Consider the following 16,660-nt stretch of genomic DNA (forward strand, 5'->3'; position numbering starts at 1 on the left):
ATGAAGAAAGTTGGTTTTTTTCAATCTATTCATTTAAAATTTGTGCTTATATATATGCTATTAATATTAATAGCGATGCAAGTTATTGGAGTATATTTCGTAAGGGAATTAGAGAAGAGCTTAGTACAAGGTTTTAGGGATTCTTTAACGCAGCAAACAAACTTATTATCATATAATTTGAAGCAAGAGTTTAAAAAAAGTTATACAAAAGCAGAAACAGAGTCAACAGATGAAACGATTAAAACTTCAATTCGAAAATTTGCCTCTGATCAGAAGAAAGTTATACAAGAGGTAAGTGTATTTGATTCGCACAGAAAGTTACTGGCTATTTCAGATGAATCAAAGCAGAATAAGGTGAATCGAACATCAACTGATATAGCTGTTCAGCGAGTGTTAGTACAAAAAAAGCCGGAAGTGAAAATTGAGAAGGATGGTAGTACAGGTCATCGTGTTCAAGTTATGCTTACTCCGATTCTAGATGATAACGGTAAGGATGCGCTTGGTGTTATTTACATTGTGGCATCTATGGAAGATGTATATAAACAAATGAAGGATATAAATCAAATTTTTGCTACGGGAACAGTAATTGCTTTATTAGTAACGGCCGTACTTGGGATTTTATTGGCTCAAACAATTACAAGACCAATTTCAGATATGCGGAGACAAGCAATCGAAATGGCAAAAGGAAATTATTCGAGAAAAGTAAAAGTGCATAGCCATGATGAAATTGGACAACTGGCATTATCCTTCAATAATTTATCAAAAAAATTACAACAAGCTCGTTCTTCTACAGAAAGTGAAAGGCGTAAATTATCATCTGTTTTATCACATATGACAGATGGAGTAATTGCTACTGACCGAAAAGGGGATATTATTTTACTAAATGATCCTGCGGAAAAGATGTTAAATGTTTCTCGTGAAACAGCGCTCGATCAATCTGTTTTAGAGGTATTAGGGATACAGGAAGAATTTACGCTCGATCATTTATATGAAGAGCCAGATTCTGTTTTATTAGATTTTAGTACGAGAAACGAACCATATATTTTACGTGCTAGTTTCTCTGTTATTCAAAAAGAAACAGGGAAGGCAAACGGCTTAATTGCTGTACTATATGATGTAACAGAGCAGGAGCGTATAGAACGGGAACGCCGTGAGTTTGTGGCGAATGTCTCTCATGAATTAAGGACGCCATTAACGACGATGCGCAGTTATTTAGAGGCACTTACAGATGGAGCATGGCAGGATCCAAATATTGCACCACAATTTTTAACGGTTACACAAGAAGAAACAGAAAGAATGATTAGACTTGTAAATGCGTTGTTACAGCTATCTAAACTTGATAGTACAGAGCATCGTTTAATGAAAGAATGGGTCGACTTTACTGATTTCTTTAATAATATTATTGATCGCTTTGAAATGTCTAAAGAGCAAAATGTAAGTTTCAAACGATCTTTCTCTAAGAAATCTAGATTTATTGATATGGATACTGACAAAATTACTCAAGTGCTGTATAACATTATTTCTAACGCATTAAAGTATTCACCAGAAGGTGGAACAGTAACATATCGTTTACGTGATCGCGGTGATTTATTAGAAATTAGTGTAAGTGACCAAGGAATGGGTATTCCAAAAGAAAACGTTGATAAAATCTTTGAACGTTTTTATCGCGTAGATAAAGCTCGTTCAAGACAAATGGGTGGTACTGGGCTTGGATTAGCAATTGCAAAAGAAATGATTGAGGCACATGGTGGCTCTATTTGGGCGAAGAGTGAAGAAGGAAAAGGGACAACTATTTATTTCACGTTACCAATGGCAGCAGATGAAGAGGACGATTGGGAATGAGTATGGAAAACTTTAAAACAATAGTTTTAATTAACCTAGTTGTAATTAGCCTATTTCTTACTTTTAACCTATGGACGTATGTGCCAGATTCTACATCCATGCAAAACGCGAAATTTGTGCAGGGAAATGAAGGAATGAACCAAACTAAAATTTCCGATGTTGTCCGTCCTACTTCTATCATCGTGCATAAAGATAAAAATCATTATGGGAGCAGAAGAGAGGCAGATATAGAATCAATCTATAAGCCTCTGGAAGTAGGGGAACTACATGATTTTAAAGAGATATCAATCACTAAGGGTGATTTCCTTTCATATGTGCATGGTGAAGGGAAAGTTGAACTTGTTTTCCCTACCGATATCCCATTTGATGCAGTAAAATCCATGTTTAACATGAAAGAGAAGAGTACAGATAAGCCTAAACATTTTAATCGTATTCTCCTCGATCCTTCTCGAAGTAAGGATCAAGAAATTAAAATTAACTTTGTTTCTGATGGTGATAACTTTAAAATATACGAGGCAAAATTAAGTGGCGTGTATTTAAAAGATATTGTAAATGCCCAAAATCAATTTATAGTATCAGCAAAGCCTTATTTTGATTATCAACTTAATGATATGAAAAAGTTATTTTTACCAGATGGAACGACAGAGTTAAACAATATAACATATATTTCATCTAATTTAGCAGTTGATACGTTTAAGAATGCTCTGTTTAGTGATCCTCGTTATTTAAGTCCGATTACCGAGATGTCGAAAGAAACATTTACAGATGGTATTAGATCCATGGAAATTGAAAACGATCGTCACATGCTAAAGTATAAAAACTCTTCTGTCTTAACTGAGAAAACGATAGATAATTTAATGCTTTTACAAAAAAGCTTTGAATTCGTAAGTGGTCACAGTGGAAGTTTGGATTCATATCGTTTGGACTATATGAATAAAGGAGAGACAGTATTTCGTTTAAATGAAGATGGATATTCAGTATTCAATGAAGATGGATTAGCTGAATTGAGACAAATATGGGGATCAGAAGAAGTAATGGAATATGAAAGACCGTTGCTGTCTTTAAATACTAAAGGTATAGAACAGAAGGTTACTCTTCCGTCAGGGCATGTTGTAATAGCATCCCTAGAAAATAATCCAGAGATAAAGAAACAAGTAATTAAGGATATTGGTATTGGATACAAGTTATCACTAGATGGACAAGTAGTTCGATTACAACCAATTTGGTATGTAAAGCTTGTTGAAGATGAAACAGGTAAACAGAAAATCTATGAGTGGAGTGAGGGAGGACTAAATGGATTGGGATCGGATTAAAACCATATTTATTGTGACCTTTTTTGTTTTGGACCTCTTTCTCATTTTCCAATTCATTCAAAAGCAAGATAGTAATCAATTGGAGCTTATTGCAGAAACAAAGATAGATCAAGAATTAAAAGCAAACAAAATTACGATGGGAAATATCCCTAAAGAACCGAAAAAAGAGTCATTTATTAGAGCGGAAAATAAAGCCTTTAAAGAAGAAGATATACAGTCTTTGAAAAATCAAACGGTGCATATACAAAATATGTACAAGATAGAAAGTAAGCTAAAAGAGCCTTTTTTAAATACGAAATCATTATCAAAAGATAAGTATAATGAATTTTTGAAGAACTATGTATTGGATGGACAAAAGTATGAATTTGGAGCGGTGAAAGACTCTAAAATTTATTTCTTCCAAAAATATAAAGATAAGCCTATTTTCTATAATAATCAGGCGATGATTGTTGTGGAATTAAATGAAAAAAATGAACTTGTTTCATATACGCAGACAATGCTAACTGATTTAAAAGAAATGGGCGAAGGTGAAAAAACGAAAGAGCAAGAAATTATTACGGCTCAAACAGCTTTAGAAAATTTGTATTTAAAAAATAAAATTCATGGAAATACGCATGTTAAAGAAGCGCAAATTGGTTATGCCACTCTTACCGCATCTACTTCTAATAACCAAGTACTGGCTCCAACGTGGAATTTGAAAACGGAGCAGAAGCAGGACTTCTTTGTGAATGCAATTGAAGGACAAGTTATGGAATTAGGAGAAAAGGAAAATCAAGTGGTTGATGAACATACTGGAGTGAGAAAGAATGGGGTTGCATTTTAGCGTACTTGCAAGTGGAAGTACAGGAAATATGCTATACGTAGGAACCGATGAAAAAAAATTACTAGTCGACGCAGGTTTAAGTGGTAAAGCAACAGAGGCTTTATTTAAACAAGCAGAACTGAATATAAATGATGTATCAGGTATTCTTGTAACGCATGAGCATAGTGATCATATTAAAGGTTTAGGTGTACTGGCACGTAAATATGATTTACCTGTTTATGCGAATGAGAAAACATGGAATGCAATGGAACATTTAATAGGAAATATCCCAACTGAACAAAAGTTTATTTTCTCAGTTGGTGATGTGAAAACCTTTGGTGATATTGAAGTCGAGTCATTTGGAGTTTCTCATGATGCGGCAGAACCGATGTTTTATGCTTTCCATAACAATAATAGGAAGTTAGCGCTTATTACAGATACGGGATACGTAAGTGACCGTATGAAAGGCGTTATTAAGGGAGCTAATGCTTTCGTATTTGAAAGTAATCATGATGTAGAAATGCTTCGTATGGGACGTTATCCATGGAGCATTAAACGACGTATTTTAAGTGACGTTGGGCATGTTTGTAATGAGGATGCTGCATTAGCGATGGCAGATGTAATTACAGATGAGACAAAGCATATTTATTTAGCCCATTTAAGCTTAGATAATAACATGAAAGAACTAGCGCGTATGTCAGTATCACAAGTACTAGAGGAAAAAGGATTTGGAGTGGGTGAATCCTTTGAAATTCACGATACAGATCCAAAAATGCCTACAAAAATTCAATACGTATAATTCTTCATTTTAGTAAACAATAAAGGTGAATATAGTTGTTTTCAGGAAGATAGGTGAACAAATATGTCCTTTATTGATGAAGAAAATTATCGTATGAAACGTGCAGGAAAAAAGAAGCACAAAGGTATAGTTCTTTCTAGTATAGCGGGAACAATTGTAGGAGCTTCTTTATTCGCGTTTGGAGCGCCTTTATTTTCAAATTCTGCTGATACGCTTCCGCAAGCTGAAGCAAGCGGAAGTAATATGGCCGAAGCTCAAGGGATTAAACAGATTAGCTTTGTAGATGCTGTTGATCGTGCATCTGAAGCTGTTGTGGGTGTTATTAACATTCAACGAGATAACTTTTCAGAGGCAGATTCAGAGGCCGGTACAGGATCAGGAGTAATTTATAAAAAGACAGATGGTCAAGCTTATATTGTAACGAATAATCATGTTGTAGCTGGAGCGAATCGTATTGAAGTAAGTCTAAGTGACGGTAAGAAGGTTCCTGGAAAAGTATTAGGAACCGATGTAGTCACAGACTTAGCTGTATTAGAAATAGATGCAAAGCATGTGAAAAAAATAATTGAAATTGGCGATTCTAATACTGTTCGCAGAGGAGAGCCAGTTATTGCGATTGGAAACCCGCTTGGACTGCAATTTTCTGGAACAGTTACACAAGGTATTATTTCAGCTAATGAACGTATTGTCCCTGTAGATTTAGATCAAGATGGACATTATGATTGGCAAGTAGAAGTGTTACAAACAGATGCAGCGATTAATCCGGGGAATAGTGGCGGTGCGCTTGTAAATGCAGCAGGACAATTAATTGGTATTAATTCAATGAAAATTGCTGCAAAAGAAGTAGAAGGAATCGGCCTTGCTATTCCGGTGACTAGAGCTGTTCCGATTATGAATGAACTTGAGAAGTATGGAAAAGTAAGAAGACCATATGTTGGGATTGAACTTAGGTCATTAAATGAAATTCCAAACTATTATTGGTCAAAAACATTACATTTACCAGGTACTGTAACAGAGGGAGTTTGTATTTTGGATGTGAAAAGTCCTTCGCCAGGTGCGGATGCTGGTTTAAGAGAACATGATGTTATTGTGGCGGTAGATGGAAAACCGATTCGCGATATTATTGGATTCCGTACGGCCTTATATGATAAGGAAATTAATGATAAAATGACTCTTACGTTTTATCGTGGCACAAAAAGAGTAACAACAACAGTGAAATTAGGCATTCAAAAGTATTAAAAACAGGAGGGCCTACCTCCTGTTTTCTATTGTAGAAAAGTGAGGTGAAGAAAATGAATTTACCTTGTTGTTTAGAGCATGTTGAATTAGCGTTAGATATTATTGTGGATGAGTGTGAAGTTGCGCCAGTTATCAACAATGTGGATAACCCGGAAAAAGAGAAAAAAACATGTGAATTTTGTCAAAATGAGGCGACATATGTTGTATCGAACACAGATTCTCACACAATATGTGGGTAGTATTTGTGGATATGTGGATAAGTTTTGTGGATAACATGTTTGTAAGGTGGAGGATACGTGTGAATATCTCGATTATTTCAATTGGGAAATTAAAAGAAAAATATTTGAAACAAGGTATAGCAGAATACTTAAAACGATTATCTGCATACGCAAAAGTAGAAGTAATTGAATTGCCTGATGAAAAGGCGCCAGAAAATTTAAGTGAAGCAGAAATGTTAATTGTAAAGGAAAAAGAAGGTATACGTATACTGGATAAAATTTCGGATGACACGCATGTGATTGCATTAGCTATAGAAGGAAAGCAAAAGTCATCAGAAGAATTCGCGATAAGTCTAGATCGCCTTGCTACATACGGAAAGAGTAAAGTCGCATTTGTAATTGGTGGATCACTTGGACTAAGCTCAGAAGTGATGAAGCGTTCAAATGAATCACTCTCTTTTTCAAAGATGACATTACCACACCAATTAATGCGATTAGTGTTGCTTGAGCAAGTGTATAGAGCGTTTCGGATTAATCGTGGTGAACCGTATCATAAGTGATGTATTCTATATAAAACACTGATATTATCATATTTATTTTATTATGCCTATAACTGGAGGCTATGTGAATGGTAAGTGATCAGACGAGATATTCTAGGCTCGCGAATATAACAAAAATAATAAATACGAAATTAGAACTACGTGACGTATTGCAGCGTGTGACAATGGCGATATCAGAGGAGATTGTTAGGTGCGACGCTGTTGGAATTTATTTACCCCAGGAAGATGGAACATTTAGAGGGTTTGCAGGAAAACCAGAGACTATAAATGGTGTAACGCTCGATACTCAAGTAATTGATCCTGAAATAGACTTACTGGCAAAAGAAGTTATTGAAACGAAAAGAACCATCTATATTCCTGATACCTCAAAGGATCATCGACCAGATCCGAGACCGGTTAATGCATTCAAAATTAAGTCCTTATTAGCTCTGCCTATCTCATTTGGGCAAGAGTTATTTGGTCTGGTTTTTTTATTTGATTATGGAATTCCGATGAACTTAACAGATTCAGAAATTCAAAGTGTTGAAGCTTATGTAAATATGGCTGCGGTTGCAATTCAAAACGCAAATAATTTAAAACAAAAGGAAAACCTTATTGCTGAGAAACAACTGTTACTAAATGTTACACGTGATTTATCGATGTGTTCCTCGATACAGGAGAGTTTTGATAAATGCTTTTTTTACCTAGAACAGATTTTAGAGAGTAAAAATATGACTGCTCATCTTCTAGATCCGCTAGACAAAACAACAATTAAAACAACGAAATTAAGTAAGGACTGTCATTGGACAGAAGCGGATTGGACAGAGAAAAGCTATGAAGCCAAGATCCAAGAGGTTATTCAAACAAAAAATATAGATAGTAAGGGTCTATTGATGATTCCATTGGTTTCAATGGGAGAAGTATTAGGGGTAATCGTCGTTGGCAAAGAAGGAAAAGCTCACAATTATGATGATTCCCAACTTCAACTAGCAAAATCTATCGTTGATGCCACAGCCCCTACGTTTTCGAATTTGTTGTATATGGATCAACTAGAGAGCATAGTGGAAGAGCGAACGAGAGAGCTAGCTGCTGCTAATGAAAAAGTTACAAGTGTGATTGAATGTATTACGGATGGATTTTTTATTTTAAATAATAAATGGGAATTTACGTACGTAAATAAGCACCAATATTTTCCGAAAAGAAAAACAGCAAAAGATGTATTAGGAAAGAATATATGGAATGTTTTCCCGAGTGAAATTGAAACAGTTATGTATAAGGAATTTCATCGTGCGATGTCAGAGCGAACTACAGTTCATTTCGAATTTCTTTCTACTGCAGATGAATATTGGCACGAAGTTATTGCATACCCATATGATGATGGTATTTGTTGTATTTTTAAAAACATAACGGAAAAAAAGAAATATGAACAGGAATTGAAAAGATTATCCAATATAGATTTAATAGGGCAAATGGCAGCAGGTATCAGCCATGAAATTAGAAATCCAATGACAACAGTACTGGGATTTTTACAGTTATTAAAAGAAGAGAATACCTATGAGAAACATAATAAGTACTTTCATTTAATGATTGAAGAACTTAACCGTGCCAATTCTATTATTACTGAATTTCTCTCAATGGGTAATACAAGGAAATTGGATTTGCAGATGTTAGATTTAAATTCAATTATCCGCGATATTATTCCTTTAATAAAGATTGATACGTACAATCAAAATAAATATATTCAAGTCGATACAAATGACATTCCAGAATTACTTTTAAATCGTAATGAGATACGGCAATTATTAATGAATCTATATCGTAATGGCTTAGAAGCGATGAATACAGGGAAAGTTCTAACCATTAGCACTTACAAGGAAGGTCAAAATTGTGTGGTGCTTGCAGTGCGGGATCAAGGAAAAGGTATCAGGCCTGAAGTATTAGAGAAACTGGGTACGCCGTTTTACACGACCAAAGATAATGGAACTGGATTGGGGTTAGGTGTATGTTATGCCATTGCTGCCCGCCATAATGCAAAAATAGAAATTCAAACAGGATCGGAAGGCACTACCTTTTTTGTTAAATTTAATTATGAAAATAATAAAAAATAACCTTATTTAGAATAGTTACGATGAGCCGTATCATAAATAAATTTATTCTTTGTATATAAAAGGATAAAAAGACCATTGGACAAAAATTACCGATGGTCTTTTAAATATTATTAGATGGTGTGTAGATTTCCTAAAATAAGTATGTTTCTATTTCCATAAAAATATGCTGTAATATGAAGAGGAAAAAGTATAAGTAGTTAGAGAAGTGAGGAATTAAAGGTGAAGAAGTTTAAGAAGTTTTACTTGGAGATTACGAGTGTATGTAATCTTGCGTGTAGCTTTTGTCCGCCGACGGAAAGGCAGAAGCAATTCATTTCTGTGGAGGATTTTGCTAAAAGATTAGACCAAATTAAACCTCACACAGACTACATTTATTTGCACGTGAAGGGTGAGCCGTTGCTCCATCCGAAAATAGATCAACTATTAGACTTAAGTCATGAAAAAGGATTTAAAGTTAATATTACAACGAACGGAACGTTAATTAATAAGAGAAGACATAGGCTGTTAAATAAGCCTGCGTTAAGACAAATGAATTTTTCACTGCATAGTTTTGATGGACATCCAGGTTCGCAAGATAAAGAGGGCTATGTAAGGAGTATACTTTCCTTCATTAGGGAAGCGACAAGTCAATCAGATTTAATTGTATCGTTAAGGTTATGGAATTTAACTCAGGATAATAAAACAAATGCTGAAATCCAGAAAAATAGAGAGTTATTATCTATAATTGAAAATGAATTTGATCTAGCTTATCAAATTGAAGAGAAGCTTACACCAGGAAAAGGTATAAAAATTGCAGAACGTGTCTTTATTAATCAAGACTATGAATTCCAGTGGCCAGCATTACATGAGGAAGAGGATGATGGGAAAGGATTCTGTCATGGACTTCGTAATCAAGCGGGTATTTTAGCGAATGGAACAGTTATTCCTTGTTGTTTAGATGGTGAAGGGATTATTAACCTTGGGAATATTAATAATGATTCATTTTCTAACATTATTGAAGGTGAAAGGGCAACAAACATTGTCGATGGATTTTCGAAAAGAGTTGCGGTTGAAGAACTTTGCAGGAAATGTGGATATCGCAAACGTTTTGGGAAGTAAATATGAAATAAGCCCTCATTAAAGCGAGGGCTTATTTTTTTATTCTTGATAAGAATGCTCTAATTCATCAATTAATGAACCAACGTAAGAAACAGCTTTACGGATTGCATCTGGTTTTGACATATCTACTCCGGCATGTTTCATTAGTTCAAGTGGTTTCATTGTACCACCAGCACGAAGCACATCTAACCAGCGATCAATAGCAGGTTGTCCTTCCTCTTTAATCATTTGAGCTACTGCAGTGGATGCAGTGAGGCCTGCGGAATATGTATAAGCATATAGACCCATATAATAATGAGGCTGACGCATCCAAGTTAAGCCCGCACCTTCATCGATTTCTACAGAATCTCCCCAGAATGTCGAAAGGACATTTGTTTTAATTTCAGTTAAAGTTGTAGCTGTAAGGGCCTGTCCTTTTTCTGCTAGAGCATATACTCTACGTTGATATTCACCCTCAAGTAAATGAGTAACAAAGTTGTGATAATATGTGCCAAGTAGTTGTAGAATGACCCATCTGCGCATTCTCTTATCGTCAGTAGTCGCTAGTAAATGCTGAGCTAATAGTAATTCATTCATGGTTGATGGTGCTTCAACAAAGTACATAGATGGGCGTACGTTCATGATACGTTGGTTTTTATTTGCTAAATAGAAATGACCAGCATGTCCAAATTCATGTGCTAATGTAAAGCATCCACGCATCGTATTTTGCCATGTAATTAAAATATAGGGATGAGAGCCGTATGGACTTGAGCAAAATGCCCCTGTTGATTTGCCTACGTTATCTGCAAGATCTACCCATCTTTCTTTGAATCCTTTTTGGATTATGGAACTATATTCATCGCCTAATACTTTTAAAGAATCTTGAATGAGCGTGCCTGCTTCTTCATAAGTAATCGCCGGATTAAATTCGGGATCTAAAGGTGCATGTAAGTCACAGAAAAGCATTTGATCGAGTCCTAATACTCTCTTTTTTAAATCTGCAAAACGGCGCATATGAGGTGCTAGTTCTTTATAAATAATATCAAGTTGGTTGTTATACATTTCAAGTGGAACCTTTTGTGGTTCTAATAGCATATGAGTAACGGATTCATATTTACGTAAACGAGAAAGTGTTACTTGTTTTTTTACTTCAGTAGCATATGTTGTGGCAATTGTATTTTTATATCGTTTTAGTGTGGAAACAAATGATGAATATGCTTTTCGACGTATATATGTGCTTGGAGAAAATTCATATTTGCTTTCAAATAATGAGAATGAAACAGGAAGTTCGTTTCCTTGTTCGTCTTGTATAGAAGTGAAATCCATATCGGCCAATTTAGTCATGCCGTAAATTTTGTATGGAGAACTATGAACTTCGCCAAGTGCAGCAAGTGCTTCTTCTGTTTCAGGAGAGAGTGTGTGCTGTCTTTTTTGTAGTATTTCTAGTAAAGATTTACGGAAAGGTTCGAGTTTTGTTTCTTCAGTTAAACATCTTTCAATTGTTCCTTCGTCGAATGAGAGGATTTCATTATGAATAAAGGATAGTGCAGTATGTACTTTCGTCCATAAAGCAGAAATTTTGGAAGAGTTCGCTTGAATACTTGGATTTGTACGATCAGTAGCTTCTTTTAAATTTGCATATGAGTACAGTTTTGTTAACGTCATTAAAAGCTCTTCTTCTAAAAGTAGGCAATTTAATAAAGTGTGGGAGCTAGTATGTAAATGCCCTTTAAATGAATCAAGTTTCTGTATATCATTTTCCAATGCGTTTAATGCAGTATGCCATTCGGCATCAGAATTATACAAATCGGATAAATCCCATGTTAGTTCAGCGGGTACCTCTGCGCGATTAAGGCGATTTTCTATTACATTTTTCAAGTCGTATCTCCCCCTTATTAAGACTATCTAAACACATAATACTAGAAAATTTAGTTAAATTAAAATATTTTACATTTTCATATACAAAAAAGAAGGACAAGCATGAAAATGCTTGTCCTTCGAGTTAATTTAAGAATTAATATACTTTGTCACCATTGAAAATCGAGTTTTTCACGACAACATAATCTACAGTACGAATAGCGTCTAATTTTGTTCCGCCAGCGTAAGAGATAGAAGATTGAAGATCTTGTTCCATTTCGATTAACGTATCTTCTAAAGAACCTTTATGCTCAACGAACATTTTCTTACCTTCAACGTTTTTCTTCTCACCCTTTTGGAATTCAGAAGCAGAACCGAAGTATTCTTTATAAAGTTTTCCATCTCTTTCAATTGTTTCCCCTGGAGACTCTTCGTGACCAGCAAATAGAGAACCGATCATGACCATAGTTGCCCCAAAGCGAATAGATTTAGCTACGTCGCCGTGTGTACGAATACCACCATCAGCGATAATTGGCTTACTTGCAGCTTTTGCACACCAGCGAAGTGCAGCTAGCTGCCAACCACCAGTTCCGAAGCCTGTTTTAATTTTAGTAATACAAACTTTACCAGGTCCAATACCAACTTTTGTTGCATCGGCACCAGCATTTTCTAATTCTCTTACCGCTTCTGGAGTTCCAACGTTTCCAGCGATAACGAAGCTCTCTGGTAAATGTTTTTTAATATGTTGAATCATGTTGATCACAGCATTAGAATGACCGTGTGCGATATCAATCGTGATATATTCAGGTGTAAGTTGCTCAGCAGCTAATTGTTGTACGAATTCATATTCGTCCTCTTTTACACCAACGCTGATAGAAGCGATTAATCCACGTGATTGCATATCTCTAATGAATGAGATTCGTTTCTCTGGTTGGAAACGATGCATGATATAAAAGTAGTTGTTCTCAGCTAAATAAGTTGCAATTCTTTCATCAATAATCGTTTGCATATTTGCAGGCACGACAGGTAATTTAAATTTATGTTTTCCTAAAGTGACAGTTGTATCACATTCAGAGCGGCTATTTACAATACATTTTGCAGGAATTAATTGAATATCTTCATAGTCAAATACGTTTTCCATCATTTACACCCCTAAAATACGAATATTTTATTTTTATTAATCAAAAATGTTCGTCCATAGGATAATTTACATTATTTTTATTAAGAAGTCAAAGGATTTCTTAACATTTTTTAAAAAAGTAGATTTTACATCTGAAAAAAAACGTTAAAAACGAATTTAAAACATTTTTTTGTTTTTATTGTTCGTTTATGGGAAGGGTTGAAAAATTAAGATAATTATACAAGGTTGTATGTATTCTTTTTATTTTTTTGATTGGATGTAGGATACTATAAAAAGGTTAATGCTAACAATACGAGCAAAAGATGTTATCAAGTAGTTGAACAATATATGAAATGAAAAGGTTTATTTCTATATAAAAAGATGAATCTGGCATGATTCACCTTTTATGTGAGGTTTCAAGTATAATAAGTAGGGTGATAGTAACGTATACAAAAGATAAAAAAGAAAATAATACAGAATAAAATGAGGTTAATATATGAGTAAAAAAAGTTTTTCTGATTATAAATTAAGTAAGGAAATTGTAAGGGCACTTACTGGGTTAGGGTATGATCATCCAACAGAAGTACAAGGTGAGGTTATTCCAGTTGCATTACAAAAGAAGGATCTTGTTGTGAAGTCCCAGACTGGAAGTGGAAAAACAGCTTCATTTGGTATTCCACTTTGTGAAATGGTGGAGTGGGAAGAGAATAAACCACAAGCATTAGTTTTAACACCAACGAGAGAGCTTGCGGTACAGGTAAAAGAAGATATTACAAATATAGGTCGATTCAAAAGGATTAAGGCTGCGGCAGTTTATGGGAAATCTCCATTTGCACGTCAAAAATTAGAATTAAAGCAAAAGACACATATTGTAGTTGGGACTCCTGGTCGTGTGTTGGATCATATTGAGAAGGGTACCCTTTCTTTAGATTGTTTGAAGTATTTAGTTATTGATGAAGCAGATGAGATGCTAAATATGGGCTTTATCGATCAAGTAGAGGCAATTATTGATGAATTACCTACAAAAAGAATGACGATGTTATTTTCAGCAACACTTCCAGAAGATGTTGAGAAATTGTCTCGTACATATATGAATTCACCAACTCATATTGAAATTAAAGCGGCTGGGATTACGACGGATAAAATTGAACATACTCTTTTTGAGGTGATAGAAGACGAGAAGCTTTCACTACTTAAAGATGTAACAACGATTGAGAATCCTGATAGCTGTATTATTTTCTGCCGTACACAAGAAAATGTAGATCATGTATATAGACAATTAAAACGAGCTAACTATCCCTGTGACAAAATACATGGTGGTATGGTACAAGAAGATCGTTTTGAAGTCATGGATGATTTTAGAAAAGGAAAATTCCGTTATTTAGTAGCAACAGATGTAGCTGCGAGAGGAATTGATATTGATAATATTACACATGTTATTAATTATGATATTCCACTTGAAAAAGAAAGCTATGTACATCGTACTGGAAGAACGGGACGAGCTGGAAATAGTGGAAAAGCTATTACATTTATAACACCATATGAAAATAGATTTTTAGAAGAGATTGAGGAGTATATTGGATTTGAAATTCCAAAGGCAATTGGACCTTCAAAAGAAGAAGTTATGAAAGAGAAAGCTGCATTTGAAGAAAAGATACATGCTAAACCAATTATAAAGAAAGATAAAAATGCAGACATCAACAAAGGCATTATGAAGCTGTACTTTAATGGCGGGAAGAAAAAGAAAATTAGGGCGGTAGATTTCGTCGGTACAATTGCTAAAATTAAAGGTGTTACAGCAGAAGATATAGGTATTATTACGATACAAGATAATGTTTCTTATGTTGAAATATTAAATGGAAAAGGACCACTCGTCTTGAAAGTCATGAAGACTACAACGATTAAAGGGAAACAACTAAAAGTTCATGAAGCAATTAAGTAAATAAAAAACTATCCACTTTAATAGGTGGATAGTTTTTTATTTATGATTCTTTTAAATCATCCACTAGTTGCTCCGCTAAACGTCTATACATATTACTCATAGTCACGAAGGATGTTAGTAGTAGAAATTTTTCTAGCTTTGTATCTTCTAAGGAAGAAATCTCATTTACTTCTGTAACACGGTTATTTACGTCTTGTTTAAAGCTTTCGACATTGCTTTCAGTAAGAGCAAGATAATTTTTGTATAACGTATTTAATTCGAATGAATCATCATTTAATAAGGAGTCATTTATAGTTTCTAATGAACTTTTTATATCGTTAATGGAGAGAGCTCCCTTTAATTGATAAATTAGGCTAATTAAAATCATATGCTCTTTTGAATACTTTTTATTTTTGATGGGGATAAATAGTTTTCCTTTTGCGTAATTATTAATCATGGTTTTAGTTAATACTTTTTCATCATCAGTTCTCGTTGTATCTGCATAAGTATTCTCAAATAGTTGAACAACTTGATCTACATATAAGTCAACATTTGGAATATCCTCAAGTTTAATGTTTTTTTCTAAATGCAATGTCTCAAGTAATTCATTTATATTTTCCACGTAGAATCCCTCACTTTTATAACTTAGTGGAACTTAATGTTTAATATATCTTTAAATATGGTATTACGAAACAAATGAATTGTAAATGTTGACCTTAAAAAGAAATGTGTATATAATTACATGTAGTTATCAAAACTACATGTAATTATATGAGGGGTGTTATTATGAATGCTTATGTAAGGGAACCGGTTAATGCATTTACTCACTTAGGTGGAGCAATATTATCATTTATTGCCTTATTAGCTATGCTTGTGAAAGTTTCTATCAAGATGCCATCATTTGCTGCAATTACAGCTGTTATTTTGTTTGGTATTGGAATGATGGTCCTTTATACGGCGTCAGCTGTGTATCATAGTGTTGTGGCCAATGAACGTGTTATTTACTTCTTTAGGAAGCTAGATCATTCTATGATTTTTATATTAATTGCAGGTACATATGCACCCTTTTGCTTAATTACATTAAATTCAGCAAGTGGTTTACTATTATTTTGTTTAGTCTATGCAACTGCGATTTGTGGCATTGTATTTAAAATGTTTTGGTTTAATTGTCCAAGATGGTTATCGACAGCAATTTATATTACGATGGGTTGGTTAATTGTGTTATTCTTTGCACCGTTAGCTGAGAATTTAAGTACAGGAGGCATTATTTTCTTAGTACTTGGGGGCATTTTTTATACAATTGGTGGATTTATTTATGGAACAAAGCCAAAATGGTTAGAGTTTAAATATATGGGGCATCATGAAATTTTTCATGTTTTTGTATTATTAGGTAGTCTTGCGCATTTTCTAAGTGTATATTGTTATGTAATTTAATAAAAAAACGCCACATAATAAAAATTATGTGGCGTTTTTTTATTACCTGATTAGAATCGTATATGTTATAAATTTATTATGGGATAAAATGTAAGTTTCTGTGTTCGCATGTTAAACATAGGATAAGAAATATGTGATATACTTTGAGAAGTTTATAATGAATGAAATATGGAGGACTATAATTATGGCAATACTTGTAACAGGTGGAGCAGGATATATTGGTAGTCATACATGTGTAGAATTACTAAATAGCGGTTACGAAGTTATAGTAGTGGATAATCTTTCGAATAGCTCGGTAGAATCTATAAATCGAGTGAAAGAAATAACAGGAAAACAATTTAAGTTTTATAAAGAAGATGTTTTAAATCGCGAAGCGATTGACGCAATTTTT

At 34.2% G+C, this 16,660-nt stretch carries 15 protein-coding genes; 12 read left to right on the forward strand and 3 right to left on the reverse strand.

Annotation, left to right across the window (positions count from 1 at the left end; translation table 11 throughout):
- The 9 genes from walK to ACTFSL_RS28340 all read left to right on the forward strand — a co-directional run bounded on the left by walK (position 1) and on the right by ACTFSL_RS28340 (position 9,958).
- The gene (walK, locus tag ACTFSL_RS28300) at positions 1 to 1,842 is read left to right on the forward strand and encodes a cell wall metabolism sensor histidine kinase WalK (protein ID WP_000755367.1); all 1,842 of its coding nucleotides are present in this window, start codon (positions 1 to 3) and stop codon (positions 1,840 to 1,842) included.
- Positions 1,839 to 3,155: a YycH family regulatory protein gene (locus tag ACTFSL_RS28305; RefSeq protein WP_000061560.1), complete on the forward strand. Its 1,317-nt coding sequence runs from the start codon at positions 1,839 to 1,841 to the stop codon at positions 3,153 to 3,155. Before walK ends, ACTFSL_RS28305 begins: the two co-directional genes overlap by 4 nt.
- Entirely contained in the window at positions 3,136 to 3,978 is an 843-nt protein-coding gene (locus ACTFSL_RS28310) for a two-component system regulatory protein YycI (protein ID WP_000383740.1), read from the forward strand. The genes ACTFSL_RS28305 and ACTFSL_RS28310 overlap by 20 nt, the downstream gene beginning before the upstream one ends.
- Positions 3,962 to 4,756, forward strand: a complete 795-nt coding sequence (locus tag ACTFSL_RS28315; protein WP_000522837.1) for an MBL fold metallo-hydrolase — start codon at positions 3,962 to 3,964, stop codon at positions 4,754 to 4,756. The genes ACTFSL_RS28310 and ACTFSL_RS28315 overlap by 17 nt, the downstream gene beginning before the upstream one ends.
- A 63-nt stretch (positions 4,757 to 4,819) precedes the next feature.
- Positions 4,820 to 5,995, forward strand: a complete 1,176-nt coding sequence (locus tag ACTFSL_RS28320) for a S1C family serine protease (protein WP_000008031.1) — start codon at positions 4,820 to 4,822, stop codon at positions 5,993 to 5,995.
- A gap of 53 nt (positions 5,996 to 6,048) precedes the next feature.
- Positions 6,049 to 6,234, forward strand: coding sequence for a CxxH/CxxC protein (locus ACTFSL_RS28325; RefSeq protein WP_002144578.1), 186 nt, complete (start codon positions 6,049 to 6,051; stop codon positions 6,232 to 6,234).
- Between the two features lie 59 nt (positions 6,235 to 6,293).
- Positions 6,294 to 6,773, forward strand: a complete 480-nt coding sequence (gene rlmH / locus ACTFSL_RS28330; RefSeq protein WP_001027000.1) for a 23S rRNA (pseudouridine(1915)-N(3))-methyltransferase RlmH — start codon at positions 6,294 to 6,296, stop codon at positions 6,771 to 6,773.
- A 68-nt stretch (positions 6,774 to 6,841) separates the two neighbouring features.
- Positions 6,842 to 8,860 (forward strand): GAF domain-containing sensor histidine kinase, encoded by a 2,019-nt coding sequence (locus tag ACTFSL_RS28335; protein ID WP_065381951.1) that lies wholly within the window; start codon positions 6,842 to 6,844, stop codon positions 8,858 to 8,860.
- A gap of 219 nt (positions 8,861 to 9,079) precedes the next feature.
- Positions 9,080 to 9,958: a radical SAM/SPASM domain-containing protein gene (locus ACTFSL_RS28340; protein WP_000713630.1), complete on the forward strand. Its 879-nt coding sequence runs from the start codon at positions 9,080 to 9,082 to the stop codon at positions 9,956 to 9,958.
- Positions 9,959 to 9,997: 39 nt separating this feature from the next.
- On the opposite strand, the gene pepF is transcribed toward ACTFSL_RS28340, so the two are convergent.
- Positions 9,998 to 11,815, reverse strand: a complete 1,818-nt coding sequence (pepF, locus tag ACTFSL_RS28345; protein ID WP_000800003.1) for an oligoendopeptidase F — start codon at positions 11,813 to 11,815, stop codon at positions 9,998 to 10,000.
- A gap of 136 nt (positions 11,816 to 11,951) precedes the next feature.
- On the reverse strand, positions 11,952 to 12,935 hold the full coding sequence (gene guaC, locus ACTFSL_RS28350) for a GMP reductase (RefSeq protein WP_000432447.1): 984 nt from the start codon (positions 12,933 to 12,935) through the stop codon (positions 11,952 to 11,954).
- A gap of 475 nt (positions 12,936 to 13,410) precedes the next feature.
- On the opposite strand from guaC, the gene ACTFSL_RS28355 reads away from it, so the two are divergent.
- Positions 13,411 to 14,856, forward strand: coding sequence for a DEAD/DEAH box helicase (locus ACTFSL_RS28355; RefSeq protein WP_440042785.1), 1,446 nt, complete (start codon positions 13,411 to 13,413; stop codon positions 14,854 to 14,856).
- Positions 14,857 to 14,896: 40 nt separating this feature from the next.
- Here the strand turns inward: ACTFSL_RS28355 and ACTFSL_RS28360 are convergent, their stop codons facing one another.
- Positions 14,897 to 15,457, reverse strand: a complete 561-nt coding sequence (locus tag ACTFSL_RS28360; RefSeq protein WP_000427879.1) for a DUF1836 domain-containing protein — start codon at positions 15,455 to 15,457, stop codon at positions 14,897 to 14,899.
- Between the two features lie 164 nt (positions 15,458 to 15,621).
- Between ACTFSL_RS28360 and trhA the strand changes: the two genes are divergently transcribed.
- Together trhA and ACTFSL_RS28370 are read left to right on the forward strand one after the other, a co-directional pair.
- On the forward strand, positions 15,622 to 16,269 hold the full coding sequence (gene trhA / locus ACTFSL_RS28365; protein ID WP_000995363.1) for a PAQR family membrane homeostasis protein TrhA: 648 nt from the start codon (positions 15,622 to 15,624) through the stop codon (positions 16,267 to 16,269).
- Between the two features lie 184 nt (positions 16,270 to 16,453).
- Positions 16,454 to 16,660 (forward strand): SDR family NAD(P)-dependent oxidoreductase (locus ACTFSL_RS28370; RefSeq protein ID WP_440042788.1); only part of this gene is annotated, 207 nt, incomplete at its 3' end.

The sequence above is a fragment of the Bacillus cereus group sp. MYBK108-1 genome (assembly GCF_051917185.1).
Classification (GTDB): Bacteria; Bacillota; Bacilli; order Bacillales; family Bacillaceae_G; genus Bacillus_A; species Bacillus_A cereus.